Raw genomic sequence first — 26,528 nt, forward strand, 5'->3', positions numbered from 1 at the left:
CCCCCGGACGGACGTACCGTTCCGCCGGGCGCGGGTAGATCTCCGAGCCACGGGGCCCGGGTGCGGGGTCGCCGGCCGTCGCCGGACGGACTCGGCCCCGTCACCGGGGCCGGGCCGTCTCAGTCGTTGAGGTGCTGGCGGAGATAGGACTCGACCTGGTCCAGGGCCACGCGCTCCTGGGCCATCGAGTCGCGCTCGCGGATGGTCACCGCCTGGTCGTCGAGGGTGTCGAAGTCGACGGTGATGCAGAACGGCGTGCCGATCTCGTCCTGGCGGCGGTAGCGGCGGCCGATCGCGCCCGCGTCGTCGAACTCGACGTTCCACCGGCGGCGGAGCTGGGCCGCCAGGTCCTTGGCCTTGGGCGACAGGTCCGCGTTGCGCGAGAGCGGGAGCACCGCGACCTTGACCGGCGCGAGGCGGTGGTCGAGGCGCATGACCGTGCGCTTCTCCATGACGCCCTTGGCGTTGGGCGCCTCGTCCTCGGTGTAGGCGTCGATCAGGAACGTGAGCGTGGCCCGGTCGACACCGGCGGCCGGCTCGATCACGTACGGCACGTAGCGCTCGCCGCTGTCCTGCTCGAAGAAGCTGAGGTCGGTGCCGGAGGCCTTGCCGTGCGCGGTCAGGTCGAAGTCGGTGCGGTTGGCGACGCCCTCCAGCTCACCCCACTCGGTGCCGGTGAAGTTGAAGCGGTACTCGATGTCGACGGTCCGCTTGGAGTAGTGGGAGAGCTTGTCCTTGGGGTGCTCGTACAGGCGCAGGTTGTCCTTGGTGATGCCCAGGTCGGTGTACCAGCGGAAGCGCTCGTCGATCCAGTACTGGTGCCACTCCTCGTCGCTGCCCGGCTTGACGAAGAACTCCATCTCCATCTGCTCGAACTCGCGGGTGCGGAAGATGAAGTTGCCCGGCGTGATCTCGTTGCGGAACGACTTGCCGATCTGGCCGATGCCGAACGGGATCTTCTTGCGCGCCGACTGCTGCACGTTGAGGTAGTTGATGAAGATGCCCTGGGCGGTCTCCGGCCGGAGATAGGCCAGGCCCGACTCGTCCTCGACCGCGCCGAGGTAGGTCTTGAGCAGGCCGCTGAACTGCTTGGGCGCGGTGAAGGCGCCCTTGTTGCCGCAGTTGGGGCAGGTGATCTCGGCCAGGCCGCCCGCCGGGGGCTTCCCGTGTTTTTCGGCGTACGCCTCTTCGAGGTGGTCGGCGCGGTAGCGCTTGTGGCAGGACTGGCACTCGGTCAGCGGGTCGGTGAAGGTCTCCACGTGGCCGCTGGCCTGCCACACCTCACGGGCCAGGATCACCGAGGAGTCGAGGCCGACGACGTCGTCACGCCCCTGCACCACGGTCTTCCACCACTGCCGCTTCACGTTGTTCTTGAGCTCCACACCCAGCGGGCCGTAGTCCCACGACGCGCGCAGGCCGCCGTAGATCTCGCTGGAGGGGTAGACAAGACCACGTCGCTTGGCGAGGCTGACGATGGTGTCCATGATGTCCGTGCGGCGTGCCATAAGGGAAAATCTCCATCCGGCTGGAGGTCGGCGAGGAAGTGATGGAGCCTCCAGCTTAGGGGAGACGGGCCGTCCGGACATTCGCATGACCCATCCCGCCCACCTCCCCGGGCAAACCTTGCCCGCTGCCGGGCGCCGCGTCCGGCCCTTGGCTGCCCGAGCCTCCCGCCTCCCCGCCGGGCAGGGCTCCGGCCGCTCCCGGAGGGGAGCACCGGCTCCCCGCCGGGGCGGAGCCGCCGCACGGCCTCAGGGACGGGCGACGTCCTCGAAGGCGCTGGACTCGTTGATCATGAGGGTCATCAGCGGATACATCGCCATCCGTGCCGCGCCCAGCGCCCTGCGGTAGAACCCGGCCCCCTGCCACTCGCTCACCAGGACCCACAGCTCCGGTTCGTCCACCGACCTCGACACCCGGCCGCGAAGATAGCCGGGCTGCCCGGCGAGCGTGTCCACGATCTCGTGGGCCCGGACCAGGAACTCCTCGGCCTGGGCCGGTGGCACCGAGTAACGGATGAGAGCGAGCATCCGCCCAGCATGCCATGCCGGCCCCATGCCGGCCCCACGCCCGCCCCCGGCCCGTTCCCGCCCCGTTCCGGCCTCGCCCCCAGCCCCGCCCCCCGTCCCCGGACCCGTCCCCGGCACGTTGCCGGCGAGTTGCCGGCGAGCTGCCGCCAGGAGCGGGGATACGGCGTCACGCCGGGGGTGTGTCGTCCGCGGGCACCGGCGCGTTAGGCTCGGCCCGTGGCCGACAAGCGCGGGGAACGTCCCGTACACCCTCTGGCGCAGTCCCGTCCCCAGCGGAGCAAGCGCCCGCTGCCCCCGGGCGAGCAGTTCTTCACGCCGGGGGCGACCGGACTGCGGCAGAAGGTCGAACAGCGCAGCGCGGCCCCGCTCGTCTTCCTCTTCCGGCTTCCCCGGTGGATCGCCCCGGTGCTGCTGGTGGTGCTGATGCTGGCCGGCTTCGCCGTGTCCTCCTTCTGGGGCGGGATCGCCGTGCTCCCGGTGATCGGTTTCGTCGGCTGGCTCGCCTACATGTCCTGGCCGTCCCTGGGCACCGGGGGCCGGCTCATGCGCGTCGCGCTGCTCACCTTCCTGATCCTGCTGGCCGCCGACCGCTTCGGCGCCTTCTGAGACCACCCTCCCCCGAGCGTCTCCCCGAGGCCGTTCCCACCCCCGCACCGGCCGTCCCGTCCGCCTGTCGCCGCCCCCGCCCCCGTCGGCGATCTTTCGCGCACGGGCGTTTTCCCGGCGATTTTGACAACCATTTTCATTTACCGGCATACTGTCGGCATGATGTCCGAGTCCTCCCGACGTATATACATACGTAACGCCAGCCTGGTCGCGTCCGCCGCCTTCCTCGCCGCCACCACCGCGTGCGGCGCCGAGGCCGGTTCGACAGGCTCCGCCACCGGCGGCTCGTCCGGGGGGGCACCGAGCGTTTCCGCGGACGGGAAGCCCGGCGTCACCGCGGCCATGTACCCCCTGCAGTGGCTCGCCGAGAAGGTCGCGGGCGCCGACGCGGCCGTCACCGGCCTGACCGAGCCCGGTGTCGAGCCGCACGACCTGGAGCTGTCCCCCGCCCAGGTCGCCGGGCTGTCGGAGACCAGGCTCGTCGTCTACATCAAGGGCGTCCAGCCCGCCGTGGACGAGGCCGTCGAGCAGCACGCCGCCGATCGCGGCTTCGACGTGGCCACCTCGGTCACGACCCTCCCGGCCACCGAGGAGGAGCACGCCGAGGAGGAGGGACACGCGGAGGAGGAGGGACACGAGGGCGAGGAGCACGCCCACGAGGTCGAGTACGACCCGCACCTCTGGCTCGACCCGTCCCGCTTCGCGACGGTCGCCAAGCAGCTCGGCGAGAAGCTCGCCGCCGTCGACCCCGCGCACGCGTCGGCCTACCGCAGCCGTGCCGCCCTGGCCGCGACCGATCTCACCACGCTGGACGGCGAGCTGACCAAGGGCCTGGCCACCTGCGCCTCGCGGTCGATCGTCACCAACCACTCCGCGTTCGGCTACCTCGCCGGCCGCTACAAGCTCCAGCAGATCGGCATCAGCGGCCTCGACCCCGACGCCGAGCCCTCGCCCGCCCGCCTCGCAGAGGTGGCAAAAGTGGCGAAGGAGCAGAAAGTAACTACCATTTTCACCGAGACTCTCGTCAGCCCCAAGGTCGCCGAGATCCTCGCCCAGGAAGTCGGCGCGAAGACGGCGGTTCTCGACCCGGTCGAGAGCCGGCCGGAAAGCGGCGACTACCTGTCCGCAATGCGCCAGAACCTCACCACCCTCCAGGCGGCGCTCCGCTGCTCGTAAAGGTCTCACGTGACGTCCAGCACAACGGTTTTCACCATGAACGGCGGCCAGGTCGACCTGGACCGCCGTCCGGTGCTTCGCGGGATCGACCTGTCCGTGGAGCCAGGGGAGGCGGTGGCGGTGCTCGGCGCGAACGGGTCGGGGAAGTCCACCCTCGTCCGCGCCCTGCTCGGCCTCGTCCCCCTGTCCGCCGGCCGGACCCTGCTGTACGGCAGGCCCCCCGCCCGTTTCCGCGAATGGTGGCGGATCGGCTACGTCCCCCAGCGGCTCTCGGTGGGCGGCGGCGTGCCGACCACGATCCGCGAGGTCGTCGCCTCCGGCCGGATCTCCCGGCAACGGCGCCTGCGGCCGACCGGCGCGGCCGACCGCGAGGCGACCATGAGGGCGCTGGAGACGGTCGGCCTGGCCCACCGGGCCGGTGACCCGGTGCAGGCCCTGTCCGGCGGGCAGCAGCAGCGGGTGCTGATCGCCCGCGCCCTCGCCGGTGAGCCCGACACGTTCGTCATGGACGAGCCGACCGCGGGCGTCGACTCCGAGAGCCAGCACCTCCTGGCCGAGACCCTGTCCCTGCTGGTCGAGCAGGGCAAGACGGTCCTGCTGGTCGCGCACGAGCTGGGCCCCCTGGAGTCGCTGATCACCCGGGCGGTGGTCCTGCGGCACGGGTCCGTCTGCCACGACGGCCCCCCGCCGCGGGCGGTCGGCACGCACGCGCTGCCCGGCCACGACCACGTGCACCCGCACGCCGCGCAGGTGCCCGCGGGCCCGCTCGACTGGAGGCCCACGTCGTGATCGAGCTTCTGCGGTTCGACTTCATGCAGCGGGCGCTGATCGCCGCCCTGCTGGTCGGCCTGGCCGCCCCCGCGATCGGCACGTTCATGGTCCAGCGACGCCTGGCCCTGCTGGGGGACGGCATCGGGCACGTCGCCCTCACCGGGGTGGCGCTGGGCTTCCTCACCGGGACCGCCCCGGTGCTGACGGCCGTGCTGGTCTCGGTGCTCGGCGCCGTGGCCATCGAGCTGGTCCGCGCCCGCGGCAGGACCAGCGGGGACGTGGCGCTCGCGCTGCTGTTCTACGGCGGCATCGCCGGGGGCGTCCTGCTCATCTCGCTGGCGCCCGGCGGCAGCAACGCCACGCTGATGTCGTACCTGTTCGGGTCGATCAGCAGCGTCTCCGTCCAGGACGTGTGGGTGATCGTCGTGCTGGCGGTGGCGGTGCTCGCCGTGGTGGCCGTCTTCGGGCGGGAGCTGTACGTGCTCTGCCAGGACGAGGAGGTGGCCAAGGCCGCCGGCCTGCCGGTCCGCTTCCTCAGCCTGCTGATCGCCGTCACGGCCGCGCTGACCGTGGTGATCGCCATGCGGGTCGTCGGCCTGCTCCTGGTCAGCGCCCTGATGGTGGTGCCCGTGGCGACCAGCCAGCAGCTCACCCGGGGGTTCATGAGCACGATGCTCCTCTCCATGCTCTTCGGTATGATCTCCACGGTCGGCGGCCTGACCTCCTCCTTCTACGTCGAGGTCCCTCCGGGTGCGATCATTGTGATCGTCGCCCTGGTGGGATTCGTCCTCGCCCTCGGGCTCGGTAGATTCGTACGCCGAAGCCGACCTCAGGAGTCCAGCCCATGAGCAACAGACGTGATGCCGTCCACGCGGTCCTCCGCCGGAGCGAGGGCTTCCGCAGCGCGCAGGACGTCTACGCGGAGATGCGCGCGGAAGGCGCCAAGATCGGACTGACCACCGTCTACCGGGCACTGCAGGCGCTCGCCGACACCGGTCACGTGGACATGCTGAGGACCGACGACGGCGAGTCGGTCTACCGGGCCTGCGCCAGCGGTGACCACCACCACCACCTCGTCTGCCGCACCTGCGGCCGTACGGTCGAGGTGGCCGGTCCCGCGGTGGAGCGCTGGGCCGAGACGATCGGCTCCGAGCACGGTTTCACCGACGTCACCCACACGGTGGAGATCTTCGGTACGTGTGCCTCCTGCGCGGCCGCCGTCACCGCCACGCCGGCCCGGGCGTCGAGCCGCGCCTGACCCCGCCCGCCCCCTCCCCCGCCCCGTCGCACGCCCCCGTGCCCGCCCGCGCGCGGGGGCGTGCGACAGGGCGGGCGGGGACGAGAGGTACGGTGCGGCGGGCACGGGCGCGCACGGAGCGTGCCGGGTGCGGCACGCCGGGTGCGGGCGAAGCCGGGCCCGCGAGAGGGCGCCACGGGTCCGCCGGGGGGATACGCTTCCGACACGGCGAGACGCCGTACGCGTTCTCACACCGCAACCCGCCTTCTACTGGAGTCAACATGCCATTCGGACATGACATGGTGCACTCACTCGCCACCGCGGTCGATCTTGTCAACACCTCCCCCGCCACCGGGGGGCGGGACACCCTGGCCGACCTGCGAGAGCTCGGCGACTTCGTGGCACGCTGCGACATCAGCGGGGTCGGTGAGGTGAACGCCACCGATCTCGCCGAGGTGCGCGCCCTGCGCGAGGCCTTCCACAAGGTCTTCACCGCCCCCGACCAGCCCACCGCGGTCATCCGGCTGAACACCCTGCTCAGCGGGACCCGGATCACCCCGCGCCTGACCGAGCACGACGGTCACGCCCTGCACGTCCACTACTTCGCGCCGGACGCCGCGCTTCACGAGCACCTCGCGGCCGACATCGGGGTCGCCCTGGCACACCTGCTGGTCGAGGGGGAGTGGGAACGCCTGCGCACCTGCTCGGCCCCGGACTGCGACCACGTCTTCGTGGACGAGTCCCGTAACCGCTCCAGGGTCTACTGCGACAGCCGCACCTGCGGCAACCGGATGCACGTCGCCGCCTACCGGGCGCGGCGACGGGTCTGACGACGCGCCGCGGCCTACGGGGCCCGGGTTCCCGGCAGGTCGCGGGGCCCGTCGTCGGGCACGACGTTGGGCACGGCGCCGCCGTACCTGCGGTCGCGCTTGGCGTAGGTCTCGCAGGCCTCCCACAGGTCACGGCGGTCGAAGTCGGGCCAGAGCCGGTTGAGGAAGACCATCTCGGCGTACGCCGTCTGCCAGATCAGGAAGTTGGAGATGCGCTGCTCTCCCGAGGAGCGCACGAACAGGTCCACGTCGGGGATCTGCGGCTCGTCCAGGTAGCGGGCGAAGGTCTCCTCCCTCACCCGGCCCGGCTTGACCCGCCCGTCGGCGATGTCCTGGGCCAGGCGCAGCGCGGCGTCGACGATCTCGGCGCGGCCGCCGTAGTTGACGCAGAACTGCAGGGTCAGCGTGGAGTTGCGCTCGGTCATCTCCTCGGCGTCGCGCAGCTCCTGGATCACGCTCCGCCACAGCCGCCCGGGGCGGCCCGCCCAGCGGACCCGTACCCCCATGGCGTGCAGCTCGTCCCTGCGGCGGCGGATCACGTCGCGGTTGAAGCCCATCAGGAAGCGGACCTCGTCCGGGGAGCGCTTCCAGTTCTCCGTGGAGAAGGCGTAGGCCGACAGGTAGGGGATGCCGAGCTCGATCGCGCCCTCGACCACGTCGAAGAGCGAGGCCTCGCCCGCCTTGTGGCCCTCGGTGCGGGGCAGGCCCCGCTGCTTGGCCCACCTGCCGTTGCCGTCCATCACGATCGCCACGTGCCGGGGCACGAGGCCCGGGGGGATCGGGGGCGGGACGGCGCCGGAGGGGTGGGGGACGGGCGGGCGGACGTTCACGTGACGGGCTCCCTCTCTACGTGTCGAAGAGAGCGTATGCCGTGTTCGAGGTGCCACTGGAGATAGGCGGCGACCAGGCCGCTGCACTCGGCGCGGTGCCGGCCGCGGGAGGCGTCCGCGGTGGACCAGTCGCCCCGCAGCAGCGCCGCCATCAGGGCCAGGGTCTCCGCCTCGGGCACGGCCGCGCCCGCGGGGCGGCAGGTCCCGCACACCACGCCGCCCGCCACGATGGCGAAGGCCCGCACCGTGACGGCCCTGCACCGGGCGCAGGCCTCCAGGGCGGGGGCGTAGCCGGCCACGGCCAGGGAGCGCAGGAAGTAGGCGTCCAGCACGAGCCTGGCCTCGTGCTCCCCCGAGCCGAGCGTGCGCAGGCCGCCGACGAGCAGCAGGAACTGGCGCAGCGCCGGCTCCTTCTCCCCCATGATCAGGCGGTCCGCGGTCTCCAGCATCGCGGTGCCGGCCGTGTAGCGCGGGTAGTCGGTCACCAGCGGCCCGCCGTAGGAGCGGATGGTCTCGGCCTGGGTGATCACGTCGAGCGTGCGGCCGGTGTGCAGCTGGAGATCGACGTGGGTGAACGGTTCGAGACGGGCGCCGAATCGTGACATGGTGCGCCGGACGCCCTTGGCGACTCCACGGATCTTGCCCGTCCGCCGGGTCAGCACGGTGACGATGCGGTCGGCCTCTCCCAGCTTGTGGGTGCGCAGCACGATGCCGTCATCACGGTACAGACTCACCCGCACAGTGTAGTGGGGCCGCAGAGGCGGCAGAGGTGGAAGCATGGGTGAACGACACGGTCGGATCACCGGTGCGTGTTGTTCACCCAAAACTCACTAAACTTTGGCCCCTGGCGAAATGCCACCCCCGGTACACCGCCTCACACCCGTCTCCGCACGAAAGGGTGCCATGCCCCGCGTGGTCCTGCTGGGCTCATCGCCCGGCCCCGACGCCGTTCCCGGTCAGGCGACGCCCGCCGCCCTGACCCTGCCCGCGCTGCCCGGCTGCCCCACGGTGATCGGCAAGCTGCACGGCCAGCTCGCCTCGCTCGACCCCGACCCGGTCACCGTCGTCCGCGCCGGCGACGCCGCCGCCCACCGCGGGTTCCCCGGCCGCCTGGTGGAGACCTCCGACCTGGCCGGCGACCTGCGCGCCATCGCCGACGCGGTCGAGGGCGCCACCGAGAACCTGCTCTTCCTGCCGGCGAACGCGCTGATCCACGACGAGCTGATCTACCAGATCACCAAGTCCAAGCGCGGCGCCCTGGCCCTGATCACCAAGGAGCCCAGGGAGGAGGACGAGAACGGCGACACCGTCGTGGCCGACGTCCCGATCGAGGAGGCTCAGCCGGAGATCGGCGACCGGTGGCTGGAGGGCCTGCCCGTCCGGGTCCGCGCCCGCAGGTCCCGCGTCATCTCGGTGGGCTCGGCCTTCCACGCGGTGACCCGGCCCAACGCCGTCCTGCTCGGCCCGCTGCACCTGCACCACAAGCACGCGCCGGTGCTGGCCGAGGCCGCCCGCGAGCTGGCCGACATGGCGCACCTGCTGGGCCCCGAGGACGACCTGGTCCAGCTCCTGGTGCTGGGCCTGGTGCGCAAGGGCGTCTCGGTCGGCATCCGGGGCCGCCGCGACCTGTTCTTCCGCCGGGTGACCGACCCCGAGCAGGCCGCCGAGGCGGTGGCCGAGATGTCCACCTTCGACGAGGACCGGGCCCGGCTGAACAACGCGGTCAAGGGCGCCGACGGCTTCTTCACCACCTACTTCGTCAGCACCTACTCCCGGTTCATCGCCCGCTGGGCGGCCCGCAGGGGGCTGACCCCCAACCAGGTCACGCTGATCTCGATCGCCCTGGGCGTGGCGGCGGCGCTCTGCTTCGCCGTCGGCGAGCGGGTCTGGATGGTCACGGGCGGCGTGCTGATCTACTTCGCGTTCGTGTTCGACTGCGTGGACGGCCAGGTCGCGCGGTACGCCCGCAAGTTCGGCGTCCTCGGGGCGTGGCTGGACGCCACCTTCGACCGGTTCAAGGAGTACGTGGTCTTCGCCGGCCTCGCGGTCGGCGCGGCGGTCTCCGGGGTGGGCGACGTCTGGACGCTGGCGCTGATCGCGATCGGCCTGCAGTCCGTCAAGCACCTGCTGGACTTCTCCTACGGCGCGGCGAACCGGCGCAAGGCCCCCTCCCCGCTGCCGTCGGTGTCGCTGTCGGTCAGCGCCGACACCGGCCTGCGCCAGGCCCTGGAGCAGCGCAAGAGCGCCCAGGTCGGCGCGGTCCGCAGCCTGCTGAGGATGTGGGGCAGGGCCGGCAGGTACCGGGCCGTGCACTGGGCCAGGAAGATGATCGTGTTCCCCATCGGTGAGCGGTTCGCCGCCATCGCGATCGTCAGCGCCCTGTTCGACGCCAGGATCACCTTCCTGACCCTGATCATCTGGGGCGGCATCGGCGCCGCCTACTCGCTCACCGGACGCCTGATGAGGTCTTTCGCATGATCACCCAGCCACAGACCGTCCCCGTCCCGGACCCGTACGAGGAGCGGCTGCGCATGCAGACCGCGCGGCTGCTCGCCTACCGCGACGACGGCCCGCTGGTGACGCTGCTGCGCGGCAGGGTCGGGCCCGGCCTGCCCGCGGTGCCCGCCGCGCTCGCCGCCCTGGTCGCGATCGTCGCCATGGCGCTGGCCGGGATCCTCGACGACGGGCCGATCCTGCTCGTCCCGGTGCTGGTCATGATCGTCCTGGTGCTGCCCACCGCCGCCCGCGACCACCTGGGCAGGCTCGACTGGCTGGTGCCGCCGCTGATCCGCGGGACCGAGTTCCTCACGATCATCCTGATCGGCCTGGCGGCCGACGCCCCCAAGTGGCTGCTGTACGTGCTGATCTACGTGATCGGCTACCACACCTACGACACGGTGTACCGGACGCGGCAGAGCATCTGGCCGGCCGCCTGGGTGTTCAAGGCGGGCCTGGGCTGGGAGCTGCGCCTGCTGATCATCGGTGTCGGGGCGGCGCTGGGCGTGCTGACGTGGGTGCTGGCCGCGCTCACGCTCTACCTGGGCGTGCTGTTCGCGATCGAGAGCATCACGAGCTGGGTCGGCCTGGACAAGCAGACCGCGCTCGCCCAGGCGGGCGACGACCTGGAGGCCTCCCCCGAGGAGGCGCAGGAGCAGGCCACCGGCGAGGCCGAGCAGACCTGACCCCCGCACCCCGTGCCTCGTGAGGGCCGCCGGACGGATCATCCGCCCGGCGGCCCTCGTCGTCTCCGGGACCGGTGCCCGTACGGCCCGGCCGGGGAAGGCCGGTGTCCCCTCCCCGGCCGGTGTCGCACGGCCCCGCCGGGGGAGGCCGTGTCCCCCCTGCCCCCTGCCCCCTCCGTGCCCCGTCCCGGCCCGGTGCCGCACGGCCCGGAGCCCGTTGGCTGTATACAGGTCTGCGTGGAACTGGACAGGCTTGATCGCGACATCATCGGGGCGCTCGTCGAGGACGCCCGCGCCACGTACGCGGAGATCGGGCAGCGGGTGGGTCTGTCGGCGTCGGCGGTGAAGCGGCGGGTGGACCGGTTGCGCGAGACCGGGGCCATCACCGGTTTCACCGCCCGGGTGGAGCCCGCGGCGCTCGGCTGGACCACCGAGGCGTACGTGGAGCTGTTCTGCGCGGGCAAGACCTCCCCGTCGGAGATCGGGGTGGCGCTCGGCCGCCATCCCGAGGTGGTGTCGGCGTGCACGATCACCGGTGAGGCCGACGCGCTGCTGCACATCAGGGCCACCGACGTGCGGCACGTGGAGAGGGTGATCGAGCGCATCGCCGCCGAGCCGTTCGTGGTGCGGACCAAGAGCTCCATCGTGCTCTCCCGGCTGATCGAGGCGCCCCTGGTGACCTCGCGCGGCGAGCCGTTCCTGGGCCCGCACAACGAATCGACGTTCTTCACCTGACAGACGCGGCAAAACTGTGCCGTAACGCAAGAACGACCCCTTGGCCTGCGGTAACGCCCTTCCTAGGCTGATGACGCCGCCGCCGGGAATCCGGCGGCGCCCGCCACCACGACCTTTCGTAACGGGGTTACCGATGACGAGGCATTACCTGATGTGCCGACCGGACCACTTCGCGGTCGAGTACGCGATCAATCCGTGGATGCACCCGGAGGCCGGTGCGGACCGGGAGGTCGCGATCAGGCAGTGGGAGACGCTCAGGAGCGTCTACCTCGACCTCGGGCACCGTGTCAGCCTCGTCGAGCCGGTGGAGGGCCTGCCGGACATGGTCTTCTCCGCCAACGGCGCGCTGGTCGTGGACGGGCGGGTGTACGGGGCGCGGTTCGCCTACCCCCAGCGCGAGGCCGAGGGGCCGGCGTACCTGAGGTGGTTCACCGAGAACGGTTACGACCGGGTGCACGAGGCGGCCTTCGTCAACGAGGGCGAGGGCGACTTCCTCACCCTCGACCACCTGGTGCTGGCCGGCACCGGCTTCCGGACCAACATCACCGCCCACAAGGAGGCGCAGGAGTTCCTGGGCCGGCCGGTGGTGACGCTGCAGCTCGTGGACCCGAGGTTCTACCACCTGGACACGGCGCTCTTCCCGCTGGACGGGCACAACGTCGCCTACTTCCCGGGGGCCTTCTCCCCGGGGAGCCGCGAGGTCCTGGAGAACCTCTTCCCCGACGCCGTCCTGGCGAGCGAGGACGACGCCCTCACGTTCGGCCTCAACTCGGTCAGCGACGGGGTCAACGTCGTGATCAGCTCCGAGTCCGGCGGCCTGCAGCTCGAGCTCAAGCGCCGGGGCTTCGAGGTCGTCCCGGTGGACCTGTCGGAGCTGCGCAAGGCCGGCGGCGGGCCCAAGTGCTGCACGCTGGAGATCAGGGAGCGCGTCGCGGGCGCGACGGTCCCGAGCCCGGAAGGGGTGGACGCATGACCGGCACGGACGAGTTCATCGAGCTGAGCGAGCGCCGCAGCGCGCACAACTACCACCCCCTGCCCGTCGTGATCAGCGAGGCGCACGGCGCCTGGGTCGTCGACGTGGAGGGCCGGCGCTTCCTCGACTGCCTGTCGGGCTACTCGTCGCTGAACTTCGGGCACGGCAACGAAAAGATCATCGAGGCCGCGCGGGAGCAGCTCTCCCGGCTCACCCTCACCAGCCGCGCCTTCTTCCACGACCGGTTCGCCGCCTTCGCCGCGGGCCTGGGCGACCTCACCGGCAAGGACATGGTCCTGCCGATGAACACCGGCGCCGAGGCCGTGGAGACCGCGATCAAGGTGGCCCGCAAGTGGGGGTACGAGGTCAAGGGCGTGAGGCCCGACCGGGCCAACATCATCGTGATGGAGGACAACTTCCACGGCCGCACCACCACGATCGTCGGCTTCTCCACCGACCCCGACGCCCGCGGCGGCTTCGGCCCGTACACCCCGGGCTTCCGGATCGTGAAGTACGGCTCGATCGAGGCGGTCCGCGAGGCGATCGACGCCGACACGGTCGCGGTGCTGCTGGAGCCCATCCAGGGCGAGGCCGGGGTGCTTGTCCCGCCGGACGGCTACCTCACCCAGGTCCGCGAGCTGTGCACCGCGGAGAACGTCCTGATGATCGCCGACGAGATCCAGTCCGGTCTCGGCCGTACCGGCGAGACCTTCGCCTGCGACCACGAGGGCGTCGTCCCCGACGTCTACGTGCTGGGCAAGGCGCTGGGCGGCGGCGTGGTCCCGGTCTCGGCGATCACCGCGAACGAGGACGTGCTCGGCGTGATCGGCCCCGGCCAGCACGGCTCCACCTTCGGCGGCAACCCGCTGGCCTGCGCGGTCGCGAGCACGGTCGTCGAGATGCTCGCCACCGGCGAGTACCAGGCCCGCGCCAGGGAGCTCGGCGCGGTCATGCACGAGGAGCTGGGCGCCCTGGTCGGCCACGGCGTGGTGGCCGTGCGCGGGCGCGGCCTGTGGGCCGGCGTCGACATCGACCCGACGCTGGCGAGCGGGCGGGAGGTCTCCGAGGCGCTGATGGCCCACGGTGTGCTGGCCAAGGACACCCACGGCTCGACCGTCCGCCTCGCCCCGCCGCTCGTGATCTCCGAGGACGACCTGCGCTGGGCGGTCGGCAGGCTCGGCGCGGTCCTGGAGGAGCTCGCGCGCTGATCCCCGGGCGCCCCTCCGCACCCCGGGCGCCCTCCGGCACTCCCCCGGGGTCCCCTCCGACACCTTCCGGGCACGCTCGGGCGCCCGGTTCCGTACCGGGCGCCTCCTGGTGGCGCGGAAGCCGCCCCGGGGGCGCGCCCGGTCACCTCGCGGCGCGTCCCACCCGGTGGGGCTCCGCCTCGCGGGGAGTGGTCTCCTCCAGCTCCACCGTGGTGATCTCGGTGATCTCGGTGCCGGTGGCGGTGTCCCAGCGGACCGAGACCGGGGAGGTGTCCAGCAGGAGGACGGCCACCGCGTTGGAGAACCACGGGCCGTTGGTGATCCGCCACTTGAACGGGGGACGGGGGATCCTCGCCAGCTTGGAGAGCACCCGGCCGATCAGGCTGGCGACGCCGAACTGGGCGATGATGTTGGCGAACCGGAGGGTGCGGCTCAGCGGGTTGCGGATCGGGGAGCAGACGAGCTGGTGGATGGGCAGGTCGACGGCCTTGGCGACGTAGGAGTAGTGCACGTCGCCGGAGAGCATGATCACCGGCTTGCCGAGCCCCGCGAGCAGCTTGGACAGGTCCTCGAAGGAGCGGCGGAAGGCCGCCCAGTGCTCCAGGTCCACGGCCTGGCGCAGCATCTCCGACACGCGCGCCACGGGCCTGCCCCAGGCGCCCTGGGCCAGGGCCTCGTTCCAGTTCTGGATGTGGTGGATGCCGGCGGGCAGCAGGAACGGCACCGACGAGCCGATCACGAAGCGCTCCGCGCCCTCCCTGGCGAGCTGCTCGGTGAGCCACTCCCACTCCACCGGGTCGAGCATGCGCCGGTCGGAGGGGTCGAGCTGCCGGGAGCAGCGGGAGTCGAGCATGATCAGGCGGGTGGACCCGAGGTCGCGGGCGTAGCTCCACCGGCTGTCGGCGGGCACGTCGTAGGCGTGCTCGGCGAACGCGTCGAGGATCTCGGCCCCGTCCCCCTCGGCCGCGCACACCTTGCTGAGCACCTCGTCCGTGGCGCGCTCGTCCGGTGACATGTTGCCCAGGTGCTGGTAGACCCAGTAGGCGCCGAGCCCGGCGACCACCCGGTGCCGCCACCACGAGACCTTCTCCATCGCCGTACGCCAGGAGATGGAGGTGTTGAAGTCGTCGCGCAGGTCGTGGTCGTCGAAGATCATCGCGGTGGGCACGGTGGAGAGGATCCAGCGGATCTCCGGGTCGGTCCACGCGATCCGGTACAGCTCGGCGTACTCCTCGAAGTCGGCGATCTCCTTCTTGGGATCGGTGTCCCTGCGGTTCGCGATGAACTCCAGCATCTCCGAGGACGGCTCGTCGGCGTAGACCTGGTCGCCCAGGAGCAGCACCATGTCGGGCCAGCGCTCCTCGGGGGCGTCCATCAGCGTGCACCCGTACGCGCGCAGCACGTCCACCCCGTGGGAGATCGTGTGCAGGGTGTCGTGCGGCACGCTGGTCCGGCAGGAGCTGAACATCACCTTCTGCGGCCCGTCGGGGCCGAGCAGGCGGATCCGGCTCGGCGGGTGGTCCGGCAGCGGCCAGACCGGCCTCTCGTCCAGGCGCACCTCGTAGGTCCCGCCGTCGCGGACGTCCACGATCGCGTAGTGGTGACCGTGGACGGTGAACGTCCGGGCCTGCGAACGCACACCGGCGACCTCGACCGTCACCTGACAGGGCTCGCTCGTCTCCATCCACACCGACGCGCTCGTCTCGTCGACGTAGCGCAGCATCGGCCCGACCACAAGTTCCGGCACGTTCATCCCCTCAGTCACCACGGGACGGCAGGCGCCCCTCGTCGAGCCCTGCCGGATCTGCGCGTTCCTCCCCGATTGCCCTGAGGCGCCGGTCGATAACAACGTATCTCCGGACGGGGGGTCGCGACGCGCCCGGGGAGCGGTCACGAAGGCGGAACACGACCCGTCACCCCTCACCGATCGTCGCCCCGGCCCGGCCCCGCCGCCGGACGGCCGGATGGACGTCGCCCAGGGGCCTCCGGGTGCACCACCACACTACCCGCGACCTGGCGAAGAGTGGCATCCGCTCCATCTCCCCCCACACACCCGCAAGATCACGTCATTGGGACGACACGTCACCTCCACGCCGACTTTAACTACTTTTGGGCGTTTTGTCCTTTTCATCCGTTTCTTTCGGTTTTTTAGCGGTATGGCACTAGGGAGACAACAGGGGGAGAAAAAAGAATGATTACCAAAGAGCAGATCCCGATGGTGATCGACCACCAGCTCTACGACTCGGAGGGGCAGAAGGTCGGCGAGGTCAAGCACGTCTACCTCGACGACAGCACCGGAAAGCCCGAATGGCTGTGCGTGAAGACCGGGCTGTTCGGGATGAAGGAGACGTTCGTCCCGATCCAGAGGGCGTCCCTGGTCGGCGACCACGTGGAGGTCGAGTACGACAAGGCCCGTATCAAGGACGCCCCCAACGTCGACGTCGAGTCCGGCGGGCACCTGTCACAGGAGGAGGAGCGCAGGCTCTACGAGTACTACGGCGTGAGCTGGGGCGGGAACGGCGGCCCCGGCATGGGCGACAGGAGCCACGCGGGCATGCGGGGAGGCACCGGACGCGGTGACACGATGTCCGGCTCGCAGGGACGCGCCGGACGCGCCCCCGTTCCCGGCCCTCCGGGAGGCACCCGGCGCGGCGGCGAGAACACGATGAACCGCCCGCAGGGGCGGAGCGGGCACGGCGACGACGCGATGACCCGTTCCGAGGAGAAGCTCGACGTCGGCACCGAGTCCCACGAGACGGGACGGGCGCGGCTGCGCAAGTACGTGGTCACCGAGGAGGAGCAGGTCACCGTACCGGTCACCCGCGAGGAGGTGCGCATCGAGCGGGAGCCCGTCACCGACGCCAACCGGGCCGACGCGATGAGCGGTTCCGACATCACCGAGGCCGAGCACGAGGTCACCCTGCACGCCGAGCGGCCGGTGGTCACCACCGAGGCCGTGCCGGTCGAGCAGATCAGGATGAGCAAGGAGCAGGTCACCGAGCAGGAGAGGGTCTCGGGGAAGGTCCGCAAGGAGCGTGTCGAGGTCGACCTCGACGGCGAGGGGGACGGCCGGCCGGGCCGCGACCACTGACGCCGCCGCCGTCCCGGGCCAGGCACCCGGGACGGCGCGCCACGGCCCCGGGCCACCGGAACCCGTCCGGGCTCAGGCCGCCGGTCCGCCCGCGTGGCGCGCACCCTCCCCGGCGCGGTCCCGCTCACGGCCGGCCGCGACGGCCGCCTCGAGTTCGGCCGGGCCGGGCGGGCGGGCTCCGGCCCGCCCGCAGGTCAGGGCCCCCGCCGTCACCGCGCGGCGGATCAGGCGTTCCAGGGTCTCCCGATCGGCGGGCAACCGGGGTCGCCCGTCGTGGAGAAGGCCCGCCAGGAGGGACGCCTGGAAGGCGTCGCCCGCGCCGATGGTGTCGACGACCCGGACCGGCGGGGACGGGACCGACGTCTCCGTCCCGGCCATGAAGACGTGCGCCCCCTCGGCCCCGTCGGTCAGCACGACGAGGCCGGGGCCCAGGCCGAGCAGGTCGCGTGCCGCCGCGGACGGGGAGCGTCCCGGATACAGCCAGGCCAGGTCCTCCGCGCTGGCCTTGACCACGTCGGCGACGGCGGCGGACCTCTCGGCCGAGGCGCGGTAGGCCGCCCGGTCGGCCAGGACACGGGGGCGGACGTTGAGGTCGACCGCGACCATGCCGGCGGGACGCGACCGGAACGCCGCGCACGTCTCGTGGACGCGGCTCGCGCCGGGTTCCACCGCGATCGCCAGGGAGCCGGTGGCCAGCAGCGTCGTCTCCCCGGGGACCGGCAGGTCCAGCGGGTCCCAGGAGGCGAGGAAGTCGTAGTCGGCTCCCCCGGTCGCGGCGTCGATGTGGGCCAGGGCCAGCGCGGTGCGTCCCGAGGCCGACCGCGCCCGCACCACCGGCAGGCCGGAGGCGCCGAGGTACTCGGCGACCAGGGCGCCGGGCACGTCGTCGCCCCAGCAGGTCAGGAGGGTCGTGGGGACGCCGAGCCGGTGCAACCCGACCGCGAGGTTGGCGGGGCTGCCTCCGGCCAGCGGCGTGACGACGGCCGCGTCGGAGCGCCATACGAGGTCGACGAGGGTCTCGCCGATCACCGTGACCGTCATGACGCGCGCCCCGCTTCCCCGGACTCGTCCCGGACCCCCAGTGTGCCCGGGTCCGGGGCCCCCACACGACAGGACACCGAGGGCGCCGGCCGTCAGGTCGCGGCGGCGACGATGTCCTCGCAGATCGCGTGGGTGGCCAGGGCGTCGCCCGCGTCCACGACGACGCCCGAGCGGACCGCGTCGAGGAACTCGTGACAGGCCTGCTCGATGCCCCGCTGCCGGGAGACCGGGATCCAGTCGCCCCGCCGGGTCAGCGTCTCGCCGCCGGAGCGGCCGGGGGAGTGGTCGACCACCTCGGCCAGGTTGACCACCCGCCGCTTGGTGCCGCCGCCCATCACCTCCACGACCTCCTCGGCCGAGCCGCTCATCCTACTCATGATCCCGAAGGCGGTGAAGCCGTTCCCGGAGAGCTCCAGCGTCACGTGCTCCAGCAGCCCGTCCCCGACCCGGACGCGGATGCCGGTCCGTTCGACCTCGCCCGGCACCAGGAACCTGAGGGTGTCCACGACGTGGATGAAGTCGTCGTAGACGACCGTCCGCGGGTCGGCCCGGTGACGGGCACGGTGTTTCTGCATCACCACCAGGTCGCGGGGAAGGTCCCGCAGGGCGGCGTAGCCCGGTGCCCGGCGCCGGTTGAAGCCGACGAACAGCGACCGCCCGCACTCCCGGGCCAGCCGCACCAGGCGCTCGCACTCGGCGAGGGTGGAGGCGATCGGCTTGTCCAGGTAGACGTGGACCCCCGCGCGCAGCAGCGGCTCGACGACCTCCGGGTGCGCCGCGGTCGCCGCGTGGACGAAGGCCGCCTCGACGCCCGCGCCGAGCACCTCCTCCACCGAGGAGAACCGCGGCCAGATCCGGTAGGCGTCGCCGAGCAGGTCGAGCCTGGCCCGGTCGCGGGTGCACAGGTGCAGCTCCAGGCCCGGCGTGGCGCCGAGGACGGGCAGGTACGCCTTCTCCGCGATGTCCCCCAGGCCGATGACAGCGATCCTCATGCTCCGAGCGTACGGCGCGCGGCCTACGCCGCGACGGCAAGGCGCTCGCGCCACCATGCGAGCGTCGCGGACAGCGCCTCGTCCATCGGGGTCGGCTCGATCCCGAACGCCTCCCGGGTGGCGGTGGAGTCCAGGACGAACGGGCGGACGAACTGGTAGCGCAGCTCCTCCAGCTCCCTGAGCATCGGCGAGAAGACACCGGCGGCGCGCAGCAGCACGTGGGGCACGGCCCGCACCCCCGGGTCGCGGACCCCGGCGAGCGCGCACAGGCGCGCGGCGACCTCGCGTGCCGTCATCGGCCCGTTCGTCGGGACGTGCCACGCGCGGCCCCAGGCGCGCTCCCCCTCGCCCGCCGCGACCAGGGTCCGCGCGACGTCGGGCACGTAGGTCCAGCTGTGCGGCTGGGAGGGGTCCCCGGCGAAGCGGACGGGCCTGCCCGACAGCAGCGCGGGGACGAACCTCTCCCCCAGGTGCGACTGGTCGAGGCAGCCGGGGCCGAAGTAGTCCGAGCCGCGCACCTCGGTGACCCTGGACCGGCCCGCCTCGTGCGAGGCCAGGGCCTCGCGCCACACCCGGGCCCGGATCCCGCCCTTGACGCTGGGCGCCTCCAGCGGGTCGTCCTCCCTCATCGGCCGGTCGGGGGCCGCGTAGACGTAGAGGTTGCCGAGGATGACGTACCCCGCGCCGGTGGTCTCGGCGGCTCCCAGCATCGACGCGGCGAGCGGCGGCCAGTCGCGCGCCCACTCGTGGTAGCGCGGGTTGACGCAGTTGTAGAGGACCGAGGCGCCCCGGGTCAGGGCGGTCAGCCGCTCGCGGTCGCTCACGTCCGCGGCGACCCTGCGGACGCCCGGCAGGTCGGGCCCGGAGCCCGAACGGCTGAGGAGGACGACCTCGTGCCCCTGCCCGGCCAGCAGCCGGGCGACCTGCGAGCCGACCTGACCGGCTCCGGCGATGACGTGCTTGGCCATGATCTTCTTCCTCCACCGATCGTCGACGTGCCGGCTCCGGAGGGAACCGGCCGGCTCCCCGGGCGGGAAGACCGCCAGAGATTACCGTTCCGTTCTGTGAGCAATGCTCTCTCATGAGAGCATCGATCGTCAAGAGCAGTGCTCTCATTTATTTCAGGTGCTCTGATAAAGTCGGGGCATGAGTTCGAGCCTCACCGCACGAGAGAGGGTCAGAGCCGAGCTGACCCGCGAGATCGCCGACGTCGCCCGCAGGCAACTGGCCGTCGACGGCGCCGGCGGCCTGTCCCTGCGCGCCGTCGCCCGCGAGATGGGCATGGCCTCCTCGGCGGTCTACCGCTACTTCCCCTCCAGGGACGACCTGCTCACGACCCTGATCATCGACGGTTACAACGCCCTCGGCGAGGCCGTGGAGAACGCCGACGCGGCCGTCCCGCACGACGACCACGCGGGCCGGTGGATGGCGGTCTGCCACGCCGTACGGGACTGGGCGCTGGCCCACCCGCACGAGTACGCCCTGCTGTACGGCTCCCCCGTCCCCGGCTACAAGGCGCCGCAGGACACCGTCCCCGCCGCGGTCCGCGACACCGTCGTCTACGGCCGGATCGTCTCCGACGCCCACCGGGCCGGAGCCCTGAACCCCCCGGACGCCCACCACCCGCCCGTCCCCGCGTCCTTCGCCGACGACGCGGCGCGCGTGCGCGCGATCATGCCCGGCGTCCCCGACGACGTGATCGTCCGCGGCCTGATCGCCTGGACCGGCCTGTTCGGGTGGGTCAGCTTCGAGATGTTCGGCCAGTTCGCCCACACGATCCTCGACCCCGCGGCCGCCTTCGACCACGCCATGCGCTGCCAGGCCCGCACGGTGGGGCTGTCCGCGTAGGACGTCGTAATACGTCTCATAACTCCTGACACACCACCGGTGATCTGGCGGAGATGCCGGCGCAGATGTCCCAGAGCGAGGCGCCGCTGGAGATCACCGGCAGGCACCTCGCACGGCTCGTCTACTCCTGCCGATGAGTCGAACCGGCTCACGGCTGCCGCGCCGGCTCTCTGAGCACCTCCGTGAGGGCCGAGATGTTCTGGTCGCCGTAGCCCGCCTCAACCGCCCGCCTCACCAGGTCATGGAGCGGGGCGAGCCAGGCCGTGTCGACGTTCGTCTCCCTGGCCAGGTCATCGTCGTGGGCCGCCCCCGCCAGGAAGAGGTTCACCGAGGAGACGGCGTCGGTGTAGTCACCGCTGTCGATCTCCTTGGCGTAGACCGGCAGCAGGGATTTGATCATGTCCAGCCACTTGCCGGAGAAGCGCGCCATCGTGCTCACCTCCAGCCCGCGCGCCTGGACCGCGGCGGCGCCCTGGAAGAAGCCGACGAGAGCCGGCAGCAGCATGGCACCCACCGCCATCTCGTACAGGGCGGCCAGGTCGGCCTCGTCGCCGAGGTGGACGGTGTCGCCGCCCAGCACCCTCAGGGTCGTCCCGAACTCCTCGAAGACCGTCTTGTCACCGCTGTAGTACAGCAGGGTGTCCGGCGCTCCCACGGCCGAGGGCACGTTCTTGACCGCGCCGGCCAGGAACCGGGCGCCGTGGTCGATGGCCCAGGCGGCCGTCTCGCGGGCGCCGGCGGGGGAACCGCTGTTGAGGGTGACCAGGGCCCGTCCATGCAGCGACGCGGCGGCGGGCCGCAGTGCCAGCCGGGTGTCATCGAAGGCGGTCAGGCAGGTGATGACCAGGGGACTCGCCGTCACCGCGCCCTCAATGGCCTCCGCATGCCTGGCTCCCATGGCGATGAGGGGCGCGGCTCTGGCGGCGGTTCTGTTCCAGACGGTGGTCGGGTGTCCGGCCTTGACGAAGGCCTCGGCCAGTGCCGTGCCCATCGAGCCCAGTCCGATGACGGTCACGGGTGTCATGTTCTTTGCAGTCATGTGCCTACTCCAGCCAGAGAGATAAGGAGACGGGCGCGCTGTCCTGGAAACCGTTGTGGTCTGACGCGGGCCTGGTTCATGCTGGCCGGAGCGCCTGCATTCCCTCAAGTACCTACATTTTTGCCGGGTACTGACATAAGTGTAAGTATGGGTTGGTGAAGGAGACGAAGAAGCGGACGTTCACCTGCGGTCTCGACGCTGCCATCGCCGTCATGGGGGGCAAGTGGAAGGGACTGATCCTGTTCGCGCTCCAGGAGGGTCCCCTGCGCTTCGGGGAGCTGCGGCGCGCGGTACCCGGCATCAGCGAGCGGGTGCTGATCCTGCAGTTGCGGGAGATGGAAACCACCGGGCTGCTGCATCGTGAGGTCTATCACCAGGTCCCGCCGAAGGTGGAGTACTCGCTCACCGAGTTTGGCCATTCGCTCAACACCGCGATGGCACCGCTCGGGGAGTGGGGCGAGGAGCACGTCGAGCGCATCGAGGCCATCCCGTGGGGCCAGGTGGGGTGAACTGGCGCGGATGGATCGGCAGCAGGCGGACGGATACGGCCAAGGTCATTGTTTTAGGAGTCGTTAGTACGACGTAGTACGTCACGATGTCATCGCGACCGGTAACGTCTCTTCACCTGTCGGGATAAACGAGGTGAATCTGCTCTCAACGAGCACCCAGAGGCGAGAGGCGCTCCCGACTCCATGGTGGACAGCCCCATTCACGGCGAAGGCGTGACGGTACGCGCCCTTTTCGAGCGGAACTCCTTCGCCCTGGACTACTACCAGCGGGAATACACCTGGACGCGGCACGAGGTCGGCACGCTCATCGACGACCTGGCCCAGAAGTTCCTCGACCAGTGGGACATACTGCACGATCGCGACGAGGTCGGCCACTACGCGCCGTACTTCCTCGGCCCGTACGTCTACCACGAGAGCGGCGGCCGCACCTTCCTGGTGGACGGCCAGCAGCGGGTCACCACCCTGCACCTGGTGCTGATCTATCTCCGCCAGCTCCTGCTCGACCAGGACATGGGGATCTACGCCAGCGAGCTGGAGCGGCTCACCTACACCGCGCGGCACGGGAAGCGGAGCTTCAAGGTCGGCGGCCCCGAGGAGCTCGCCCGCGCGCGACTGCTCAACTCCCTGGTCGGCGACTGGAACGGCCTGGCCGGGTTCACCCTGCCCGACGACGCCCACGTCTCGGTCCGCAACCTGCACGACCGCAGCAGGGAGATCGACGGGGAGTTCCCCGAGGTGCTGCGCGGCGAGGCCCTGGTGCCCTTCGTCCGCTGGCTGCTCGACAGGGTCTGCCTCGTCGGCATCCGGGCCCTCGGCCAGGAGAACGGCCGCGAGATCTTCGTCTCGATGAACGACCGGGGGCTCCGGCTCAACCACGTGGACCTGCTCAAGGGCCACCTGTTCCGCCGGGTCGGCCCCCAGGCGCGCAAGGAGCTGGGCGAGGCGTGGGCCGGCATGCTCGCCCGCCTGACCACCGCGGACACCGACTCCCCCGAGACCGGCACGCCCAGCGCCTACGTCCGCTCGTTCCTGCTGGCGCGGTACGCGCAGTTCGACGACACCTCCGCCGGCGCCGCCCCCGCGGGTCCCGCCTCCACCGACGCGGCCGAGATCGGGCGGGCGGCCCACGAGTGGATCCTGCGCAACGACCTCCAGCTCGGCCTCGGGCACCCGGCCGGGGCACGGGACTTCGTCCGCAGGCTCACCGACACCTCGAAGCGCTACTGCGAGCTGCTCGGCGCCCGCCGGAGGTACCGGCCCGACCTGGCCTCGGTGTACTTCAACGGCCACAACGGCATCGACGACCAGTTCACGCTGCTGCTCTGCGTCGTCTCCCCCGACGATCCCGACGAGACGTTCGCCCGCAAGTGCTCGATGGTCGCCTCGTTCCTCGACCTCGTCTACGTGCGCAGGTGCGTCAACAACCTGCCGGTGCAGCGCCGCGACCTCGACGAGATCATCCACCGGCTGATCCCCCTCCTGCGCATCTGCCGGACGGTCGAGGACGTCGCGGTCGTCCTCGGCCGGGAGACGTCCCTGCTGGAGTACGACTTCCGGGAACTGGCCACCTTCGGGATGCGGGCCAACAACCGCCGCCTGGTCCGCTACCTGCTCTCCCGCATGACCGCCCACGTGCAGCGGGCGTGCGAGGGCGGGGACCACGAGTACGGCTTCCTGCGGGGGGCGCGCGACTACGAGATCGAGCACGTCTGGGCCAACCGCTTCGAGCGCCACCGGGACGACGTGGAGACCCGGGCGGAGTTCTACATCCGGCGCAACCGCCTCGGCGCCCTGCTGCTGCTCCCCAAGTCCGTCAACGCGAGCTTCCGGGACGACCCCTACGAGAAGAAGGTCGAGCACTACTACGCCGAGAACCGGCTCGCGGCCTCCCTGCACCCCAAGAGCCGCCGGCGCAACACGCCGTTCACCCACTACCTGCGGGAGTCCGGCCTGGAGCGGGCGTTCCGGCCCTGCGAGACGTTCGGCGTGCCCGAGATCGAGCGCCGCCAGCACCTCTACCGATTGCTCTGCGAGGAGGTCTGGAACCCGGCCCGGCTCGGCTTCCGCCTGCCCGCGATCGACCTGCCGGCCCCCGCCCCGGAGCCGTCCGCGTCACGCCGCCGCTACGGCGTCGAGCTCGTCGACCTGATCAGGGTCGGCCTGGTCGCGCCCAACACCAAGATCTTCCGTACCGTCAAGGGCGAGATCCACTTCGCCACGGTCGAGGAGGACGGGAGGATCAGGGTGGCGGCGACGGGCCAGGCGTACCACTCCCTGTCCGCCGCCGGCATCGCGGTCGCCGGGACGAAGGCGTGCGCGGGCTGGGACGTCTGGCGCGTCGAACGCGAGGGAGCCGTGATACCCCTGAAACGCCTCCGCGAGGAGGCCCTCACCCGCGGCCTGATCCCCCGCTCCTGACACGAGAGATCTCTCCGGCCACCTTCACGTTCTTCCCGGTCACCGGAGAGGATCGCTCTTCTCCAAAGAGGCCGAGCGCGTCGATCAGCTCGTCCCGCGGGCTTTCATCGTCAAGCTCACCCGACCGAACAGCCAGGTCGAGATCCCCGGTAATTTTCGCCTTGTCCAAATTGTGTCGAGGTGACCGAGGTGTCAGGTGGTCGTAAAGGTGTTCGCGACGGCAAGAACCCGTCCGGCCCGGTGTCGGTGTTCACCTCCGCCGAACGGGCGGCCTTCGCCGGCGGGGTGAAGCGGGACGAGTTCGGCTGAGTTCCGCTCTCGTCAATGCCCTGACCTTCACCTCCTTGAATGGATTGATCGGCTTTAGGCGTCAATCACTAACATGCCCTGGATGCCGACCATTAGTGAATCGCCGCGACGGACCCGGGGACGCCTTGAATGGCTCGACGCCCTGCGTGGCGTCGCCGCCATGGCCGTGGTCTTCACGCACACGTTCAAGCCGTTGCTGCCCGAGGCCCGATTACCGGTCAAGGAGGTCATCGAACCGGGTTGGTACGGGGTGATGGTCTTCTTCCTGGTCAGCGGTTACATCGTGCCCGCGTCGCTGGAACGGCGCGGCAGCGTGCGGGCCTTCTGGACATCGCGCGTCTTCCGGTTGTACCCCCTGTTCGGCGTGTGCGTGGCGGGCACGGTGCTGCTGGTCACGGTGATGGGCTGGGAGGGCCTGCACATCTGGTGGAGTGCGCGACCGGCCTCCCTGGCGCTGGGGCACCTGACGATGCTGCAGAACCTGCTGTCCATGCCGAACCTGGTCAACGTGCTGTGGACGCTCTCCTACGAGATGGCCTTCTACCTGCTGCTGACCGCGATGTTCGTCCTCGGTGTGAACCGAGGGAGTGGTCCCGCTGGCCGGGATCTGGCTGGCCCGGGACGAGTTCGGCGTCCAGACGGCCACGGCCGCCGCGTGGCTCACCTTCGCCGCCGGGATGGCGCTGCGGCACCGCCGGGTGCCGCGGGCCCTGACATGGCTGGGCCTGGTGAGCTACTCGATCTACCTGCTCCACCCGCTGCTCATGGAGAGCGTCGAACGCCTCTGGCCCGACCCCCTGGCCGTGCCGCTGGGGGCGCGGCTGGTGGCCCTGGCGGGTGTGGTGGGGGCACTGCTCGGGCTCAGCGCGCTGACCTGGCGCTTCGTGGAGGCCCCGGCGCAACGGCTCGGCAGGCGGCTGGCGTCACGGACGGACGAGGCGGGGACGCCCCTCTCCGATCGACAGCCGTGACCCCTGGTCATCCGGGTCATCCGGGACGGCACGGCCTCCTCCTGTCCGGGGAAACCGTGCCGTCCCGGCCGAGGGTGACCCGGCGCGGGCAGGGTGCCCGCCCGCGAACCCTCGTCCTACTTCGTGAACGTCTTGCGGATGACGCCCCGGAGGACCTCGCCGGGCCGCTGCTGCTCCCCGTGCAGGGAGGTCAGGACGAGAAGCGTCCCGGTGACGGCCGGGAGGACCCACTGCATGACGCGCAACTGCTGCTGTGCCTTGGCGACGTCCTGCGGGGTCTCCTTCTCGGGCTTCACCCCGCTCTCCACCGGCACGTCGCCCGCGCTCTCCAGCTTGGTGCCGAGCGCCCCGCTGTAGGCGGTCGCGGCCAGCGCCGCGAGGGTCAGCGCCCCCTTGACCGTGGTGCTCGCCCCCACCCCCTTCTGGTGCGCCACCCGGTTGCTGTTGGCCGCGAGCAGGCCGACGGCACCGACCAGGTGCATGCCGATGGTCAGGGCGTTCACCGGCTTCCACCGCATCCAGCCGGAGTTGGCAACCCGCAGCCGCTCGTTCCTGTCGCTGACCACGCCGGAGGCGCCGTTGAGGCCCACCGCGCCCATCAGCGAGCCCCCGAACCACGCGGCCAGTCCGACGTCGTGCATCGCCCGCACGACGGTATTGCGTTTCATGCGTTTCCCCCTCGTCACACGTGTTCTTTCGCGATCTCTATGGTGGATATCGCGCTGTTACCAC

Annotated in this window: 27 protein-coding genes and 1 pseudogene; 18 read left to right on the forward strand and 10 right to left on the reverse strand. The window is 71.2% G+C overall.

Annotated elements, in window-relative coordinates:
• Nucleotides 1–119 precede the first annotated feature (119 nt).
• Both AB0G16_RS10435 and AB0G16_RS10440 read right to left on the reverse strand, forming a co-directional pair.
• Nucleotides 120–1,505, reverse strand: coding sequence for a glycine--tRNA ligase (locus AB0G16_RS10435; protein WP_362801813.1), 1,386 nt, complete (start codon nucleotides 1,503–1,505; stop codon nucleotides 120–122).
• Between the two features lie 246 nt (nucleotides 1,506–1,751).
• Nucleotides 1,752–2,030: an antibiotic biosynthesis monooxygenase family protein gene (locus tag AB0G16_RS10440; protein WP_362801816.1), complete on the reverse strand. Its 279-nt coding sequence runs from the start codon at nucleotides 2,028–2,030 to the stop codon at nucleotides 1,752–1,754.
• A gap of 216 nt (nucleotides 2,031–2,246) precedes the next feature.
• Here AB0G16_RS10440 and AB0G16_RS10445 point away from each other — a divergent pair, with 216 nt between their 5' ends.
• The 6 genes from AB0G16_RS10445 to AB0G16_RS10470 all read left to right on the forward strand — a co-directional run bounded on the left by AB0G16_RS10445 (nucleotide 2,247) and on the right by AB0G16_RS10470 (nucleotide 6,650).
• Entirely contained in the window at nucleotides 2,247–2,636 is a 390-nt protein-coding gene (locus AB0G16_RS10445) for a DUF6703 family protein (RefSeq protein ID WP_362801819.1), read from the forward strand.
• Nucleotides 2,637–2,795: 159 nt separating this feature from the next.
• Nucleotides 2,796–3,812 (forward strand): metal ABC transporter substrate-binding protein, encoded by a 1,017-nt coding sequence (locus AB0G16_RS10450; protein WP_362801822.1) that lies wholly within the window; start codon nucleotides 2,796–2,798, stop codon nucleotides 3,810–3,812.
• 36 nt (nucleotides 3,813–3,848) lie between these two features.
• Nucleotides 3,849–4,601 (forward strand): metal ABC transporter ATP-binding protein, encoded by a 753-nt coding sequence (locus AB0G16_RS10455; protein ID WP_362802249.1) that lies wholly within the window; start codon nucleotides 3,849–3,851, stop codon nucleotides 4,599–4,601.
• Entirely contained in the window at nucleotides 4,598–5,431 is an 834-nt protein-coding gene (locus AB0G16_RS10460) for a metal ABC transporter permease (protein WP_362801825.1), read from the forward strand. Before AB0G16_RS10455 ends, AB0G16_RS10460 begins: the two co-directional genes overlap by 4 nt.
• The gene (locus tag AB0G16_RS10465) at nucleotides 5,428–5,841 is read left to right on the forward strand and encodes a transcriptional repressor (RefSeq protein WP_362801828.1); all 414 of its coding nucleotides are present in this window, start codon (nucleotides 5,428–5,430) and stop codon (nucleotides 5,839–5,841) included. Before AB0G16_RS10460 ends, AB0G16_RS10465 begins: the two co-directional genes overlap by 4 nt.
• Nucleotides 5,842–6,101: 260 nt before the next feature.
• Nucleotides 6,102–6,650 (forward strand): CGNR zinc finger domain-containing protein, encoded by a 549-nt coding sequence (locus tag AB0G16_RS10470; protein ID WP_362801831.1) that lies wholly within the window; start codon nucleotides 6,102–6,104, stop codon nucleotides 6,648–6,650.
• 14 nt (nucleotides 6,651–6,664) lie between these two features.
• Here AB0G16_RS10470 and AB0G16_RS10475 read toward each other — a convergent pair whose 3' ends face one another.
• Together AB0G16_RS10475 and recO are read right to left on the reverse strand one after the other, a co-directional pair.
• Nucleotides 6,665–7,480: an isoprenyl transferase gene (locus AB0G16_RS10475; protein WP_362801834.1), complete on the reverse strand. Its 816-nt coding sequence runs from the start codon at nucleotides 7,478–7,480 to the stop codon at nucleotides 6,665–6,667.
• Complete coding sequence (gene recO / locus AB0G16_RS10480) at nucleotides 7,477–8,214, reverse strand: DNA repair protein RecO (protein ID WP_362801837.1); 738 nt, start codon at nucleotides 8,212–8,214, stop codon at nucleotides 7,477–7,479. The genes AB0G16_RS10475 and recO overlap by 4 nt, the downstream gene beginning before the upstream one ends.
• Nucleotides 8,215–8,383: 169 nt before the next feature.
• Here recO and AB0G16_RS10485 point away from each other — a divergent pair, with 169 nt between their 5' ends.
• The 5 genes from AB0G16_RS10485 (at nucleotide 8,384) to rocD (ending at nucleotide 13,578) form a co-directional block, all read left to right on the forward strand.
• Nucleotides 8,384–9,958, forward strand: a complete 1,575-nt coding sequence (locus AB0G16_RS10485) for a CDP-alcohol phosphatidyltransferase family protein (protein WP_362801840.1) — start codon at nucleotides 8,384–8,386, stop codon at nucleotides 9,956–9,958.
• Nucleotides 9,955–10,662 (forward strand): DUF5941 domain-containing protein, encoded by a 708-nt coding sequence (locus tag AB0G16_RS10490; protein ID WP_362801843.1) that lies wholly within the window; start codon nucleotides 9,955–9,957, stop codon nucleotides 10,660–10,662. Before AB0G16_RS10485 ends, AB0G16_RS10490 begins: the two co-directional genes overlap by 4 nt.
• 237 nt (nucleotides 10,663–10,899) lie before the next feature.
• Nucleotides 10,900–11,397 carry an Lrp/AsnC family transcriptional regulator gene (locus AB0G16_RS10495; RefSeq protein WP_362801846.1) on the forward strand — a complete coding sequence of 166 codons (498 nt, stop codon included), beginning with the start codon at nucleotides 10,900–10,902 and terminating at the stop codon, nucleotides 11,395–11,397.
• Nucleotides 11,398–11,530: 133 nt separating this feature from the next.
• A complete protein-coding gene (gene ddaH, locus AB0G16_RS10500) occupies nucleotides 11,531–12,370 on the forward strand; it encodes a dimethylargininase (protein WP_362801849.1) in 840 nt (279 codons plus the stop codon).
• On the forward strand, nucleotides 12,367–13,578 hold the full coding sequence (gene rocD, locus AB0G16_RS10505) for an ornithine--oxo-acid transaminase (RefSeq protein ID WP_362801852.1): 1,212 nt from the start codon (nucleotides 12,367–12,369) through the stop codon (nucleotides 13,576–13,578). The genes ddaH and rocD overlap by 4 nt, the downstream gene beginning before the upstream one ends.
• Nucleotides 13,579–13,720: 142 nt before the next feature.
• Here rocD and AB0G16_RS10510 read toward each other — a convergent pair whose 3' ends face one another.
• On the reverse strand, nucleotides 13,721–15,325 hold the full coding sequence (locus tag AB0G16_RS10510) for an alkaline phosphatase D family protein (protein WP_362801855.1): 1,605 nt from the start codon (nucleotides 15,323–15,325) through the stop codon (nucleotides 13,721–13,723).
• A gap of 444 nt (nucleotides 15,326–15,769) precedes the next feature.
• Between AB0G16_RS10510 and AB0G16_RS10515 the strand changes: the two genes are divergently transcribed.
• Nucleotides 15,770–16,669: a PRC and DUF2382 domain-containing protein gene (locus AB0G16_RS10515; protein ID WP_362801858.1), complete on the forward strand. Its 900-nt coding sequence runs from the start codon at nucleotides 15,770–15,772 to the stop codon at nucleotides 16,667–16,669.
• A gap of 72 nt (nucleotides 16,670–16,741) precedes the next feature.
• On the opposite strand, the gene AB0G16_RS10520 is transcribed toward AB0G16_RS10515, so the two are convergent.
• The 3 genes from AB0G16_RS10520 to AB0G16_RS10530 form a co-directional block, all read right to left on the reverse strand.
• A complete protein-coding gene (locus AB0G16_RS10520) occupies nucleotides 16,742–17,710 on the reverse strand; it encodes a carbohydrate kinase (protein ID WP_362801861.1) in 969 nt (322 codons plus the stop codon).
• Nucleotides 17,711–17,802: 92 nt separating this feature from the next.
• A complete protein-coding gene (locus AB0G16_RS10525) occupies nucleotides 17,803–18,702 on the reverse strand; it encodes a Gfo/Idh/MocA family oxidoreductase (protein ID WP_362801863.1) in 900 nt (299 codons plus the stop codon).
• 23 nt (nucleotides 18,703–18,725) lie between these two features.
• On the reverse strand, nucleotides 18,726–19,670 hold the full coding sequence (locus AB0G16_RS10530) for an NAD-dependent epimerase/dehydratase family protein (RefSeq protein WP_362801866.1): 945 nt from the start codon (nucleotides 19,668–19,670) through the stop codon (nucleotides 18,726–18,728).
• Between the two features lie 178 nt (nucleotides 19,671–19,848).
• Between AB0G16_RS10530 and AB0G16_RS10535 the strand changes: the two genes are divergently transcribed.
• Entirely contained in the window at nucleotides 19,849–20,550 is a 702-nt protein-coding gene (locus AB0G16_RS10535; protein ID WP_362801869.1) for a TetR/AcrR family transcriptional regulator, read from the forward strand.
• 148 nt (nucleotides 20,551–20,698) lie between these two features.
• On the opposite strand, the gene AB0G16_RS10540 is transcribed toward AB0G16_RS10535, so the two are convergent.
• Complete coding sequence (locus tag AB0G16_RS10540) at nucleotides 20,699–21,574, reverse strand: NAD(P)-binding domain-containing protein (protein WP_362802252.1); 876 nt, start codon at nucleotides 21,572–21,574, stop codon at nucleotides 20,699–20,701.
• A 170-nt stretch (nucleotides 21,575–21,744) separates the two neighbouring features.
• Between AB0G16_RS10540 and AB0G16_RS10545 the strand changes: the two genes are divergently transcribed.
• The 5 genes and pseudogenes from AB0G16_RS10545 (at nucleotide 21,745) to AB0G16_RS10565 (ending at nucleotide 25,796) form a co-directional block, all read left to right on the forward strand.
• On the forward strand, nucleotides 21,745–22,098 hold the full coding sequence (locus AB0G16_RS10545; protein ID WP_362801872.1) for a helix-turn-helix domain-containing protein: 354 nt from the start codon (nucleotides 21,745–21,747) through the stop codon (nucleotides 22,096–22,098).
• Between the two features lie 213 nt (nucleotides 22,099–22,311).
• Entirely contained in the window at nucleotides 22,312–24,516 is a 2,205-nt protein-coding gene (locus AB0G16_RS10550; protein WP_362801875.1) for a DUF262 domain-containing protein, read from the forward strand.
• 180 nt (nucleotides 24,517–24,696) lie between these two features.
• Nucleotides 24,697–24,825 carry a DUF397 domain-containing protein gene (locus AB0G16_RS10555; protein WP_362801878.1) on the forward strand — a complete coding sequence of 43 codons (129 nt, stop codon included), beginning with the start codon at nucleotides 24,697–24,699 and terminating at the stop codon, nucleotides 24,823–24,825.
• A gap of 160 nt (nucleotides 24,826–24,985) precedes the next feature.
• Nucleotides 24,986–25,327 (forward strand): annotated as a pseudogene (locus AB0G16_RS10560) (acyltransferase family protein); the annotation flags it as partial.
• Nucleotides 25,328–25,412: 85 nt separating this feature from the next.
• Nucleotides 25,413–25,796 carry a hypothetical protein gene (locus AB0G16_RS10565; RefSeq protein WP_362801880.1) on the forward strand — a complete coding sequence of 128 codons (384 nt, stop codon included), beginning with the start codon at nucleotides 25,413–25,415 and terminating at the stop codon, nucleotides 25,794–25,796.
• Between the two features lie 116 nt (nucleotides 25,797–25,912).
• Here AB0G16_RS10565 and AB0G16_RS10570 read toward each other — a convergent pair whose 3' ends face one another.
• Nucleotides 25,913–26,464 (reverse strand): hypothetical protein, encoded by a 552-nt coding sequence (locus tag AB0G16_RS10570; RefSeq protein ID WP_362801883.1) that lies wholly within the window; start codon nucleotides 26,462–26,464, stop codon nucleotides 25,913–25,915.
• Nucleotides 26,465–26,528: the final 64 nt, after the last annotated feature.

This window comes from Streptosporangium sp. NPDC023615, from assembly GCF_040640155.1.
In the GTDB taxonomy this organism is placed as follows: domain Bacteria; phylum Actinomycetota; class Actinomycetes; order Streptosporangiales; family Streptosporangiaceae; genus Streptosporangium.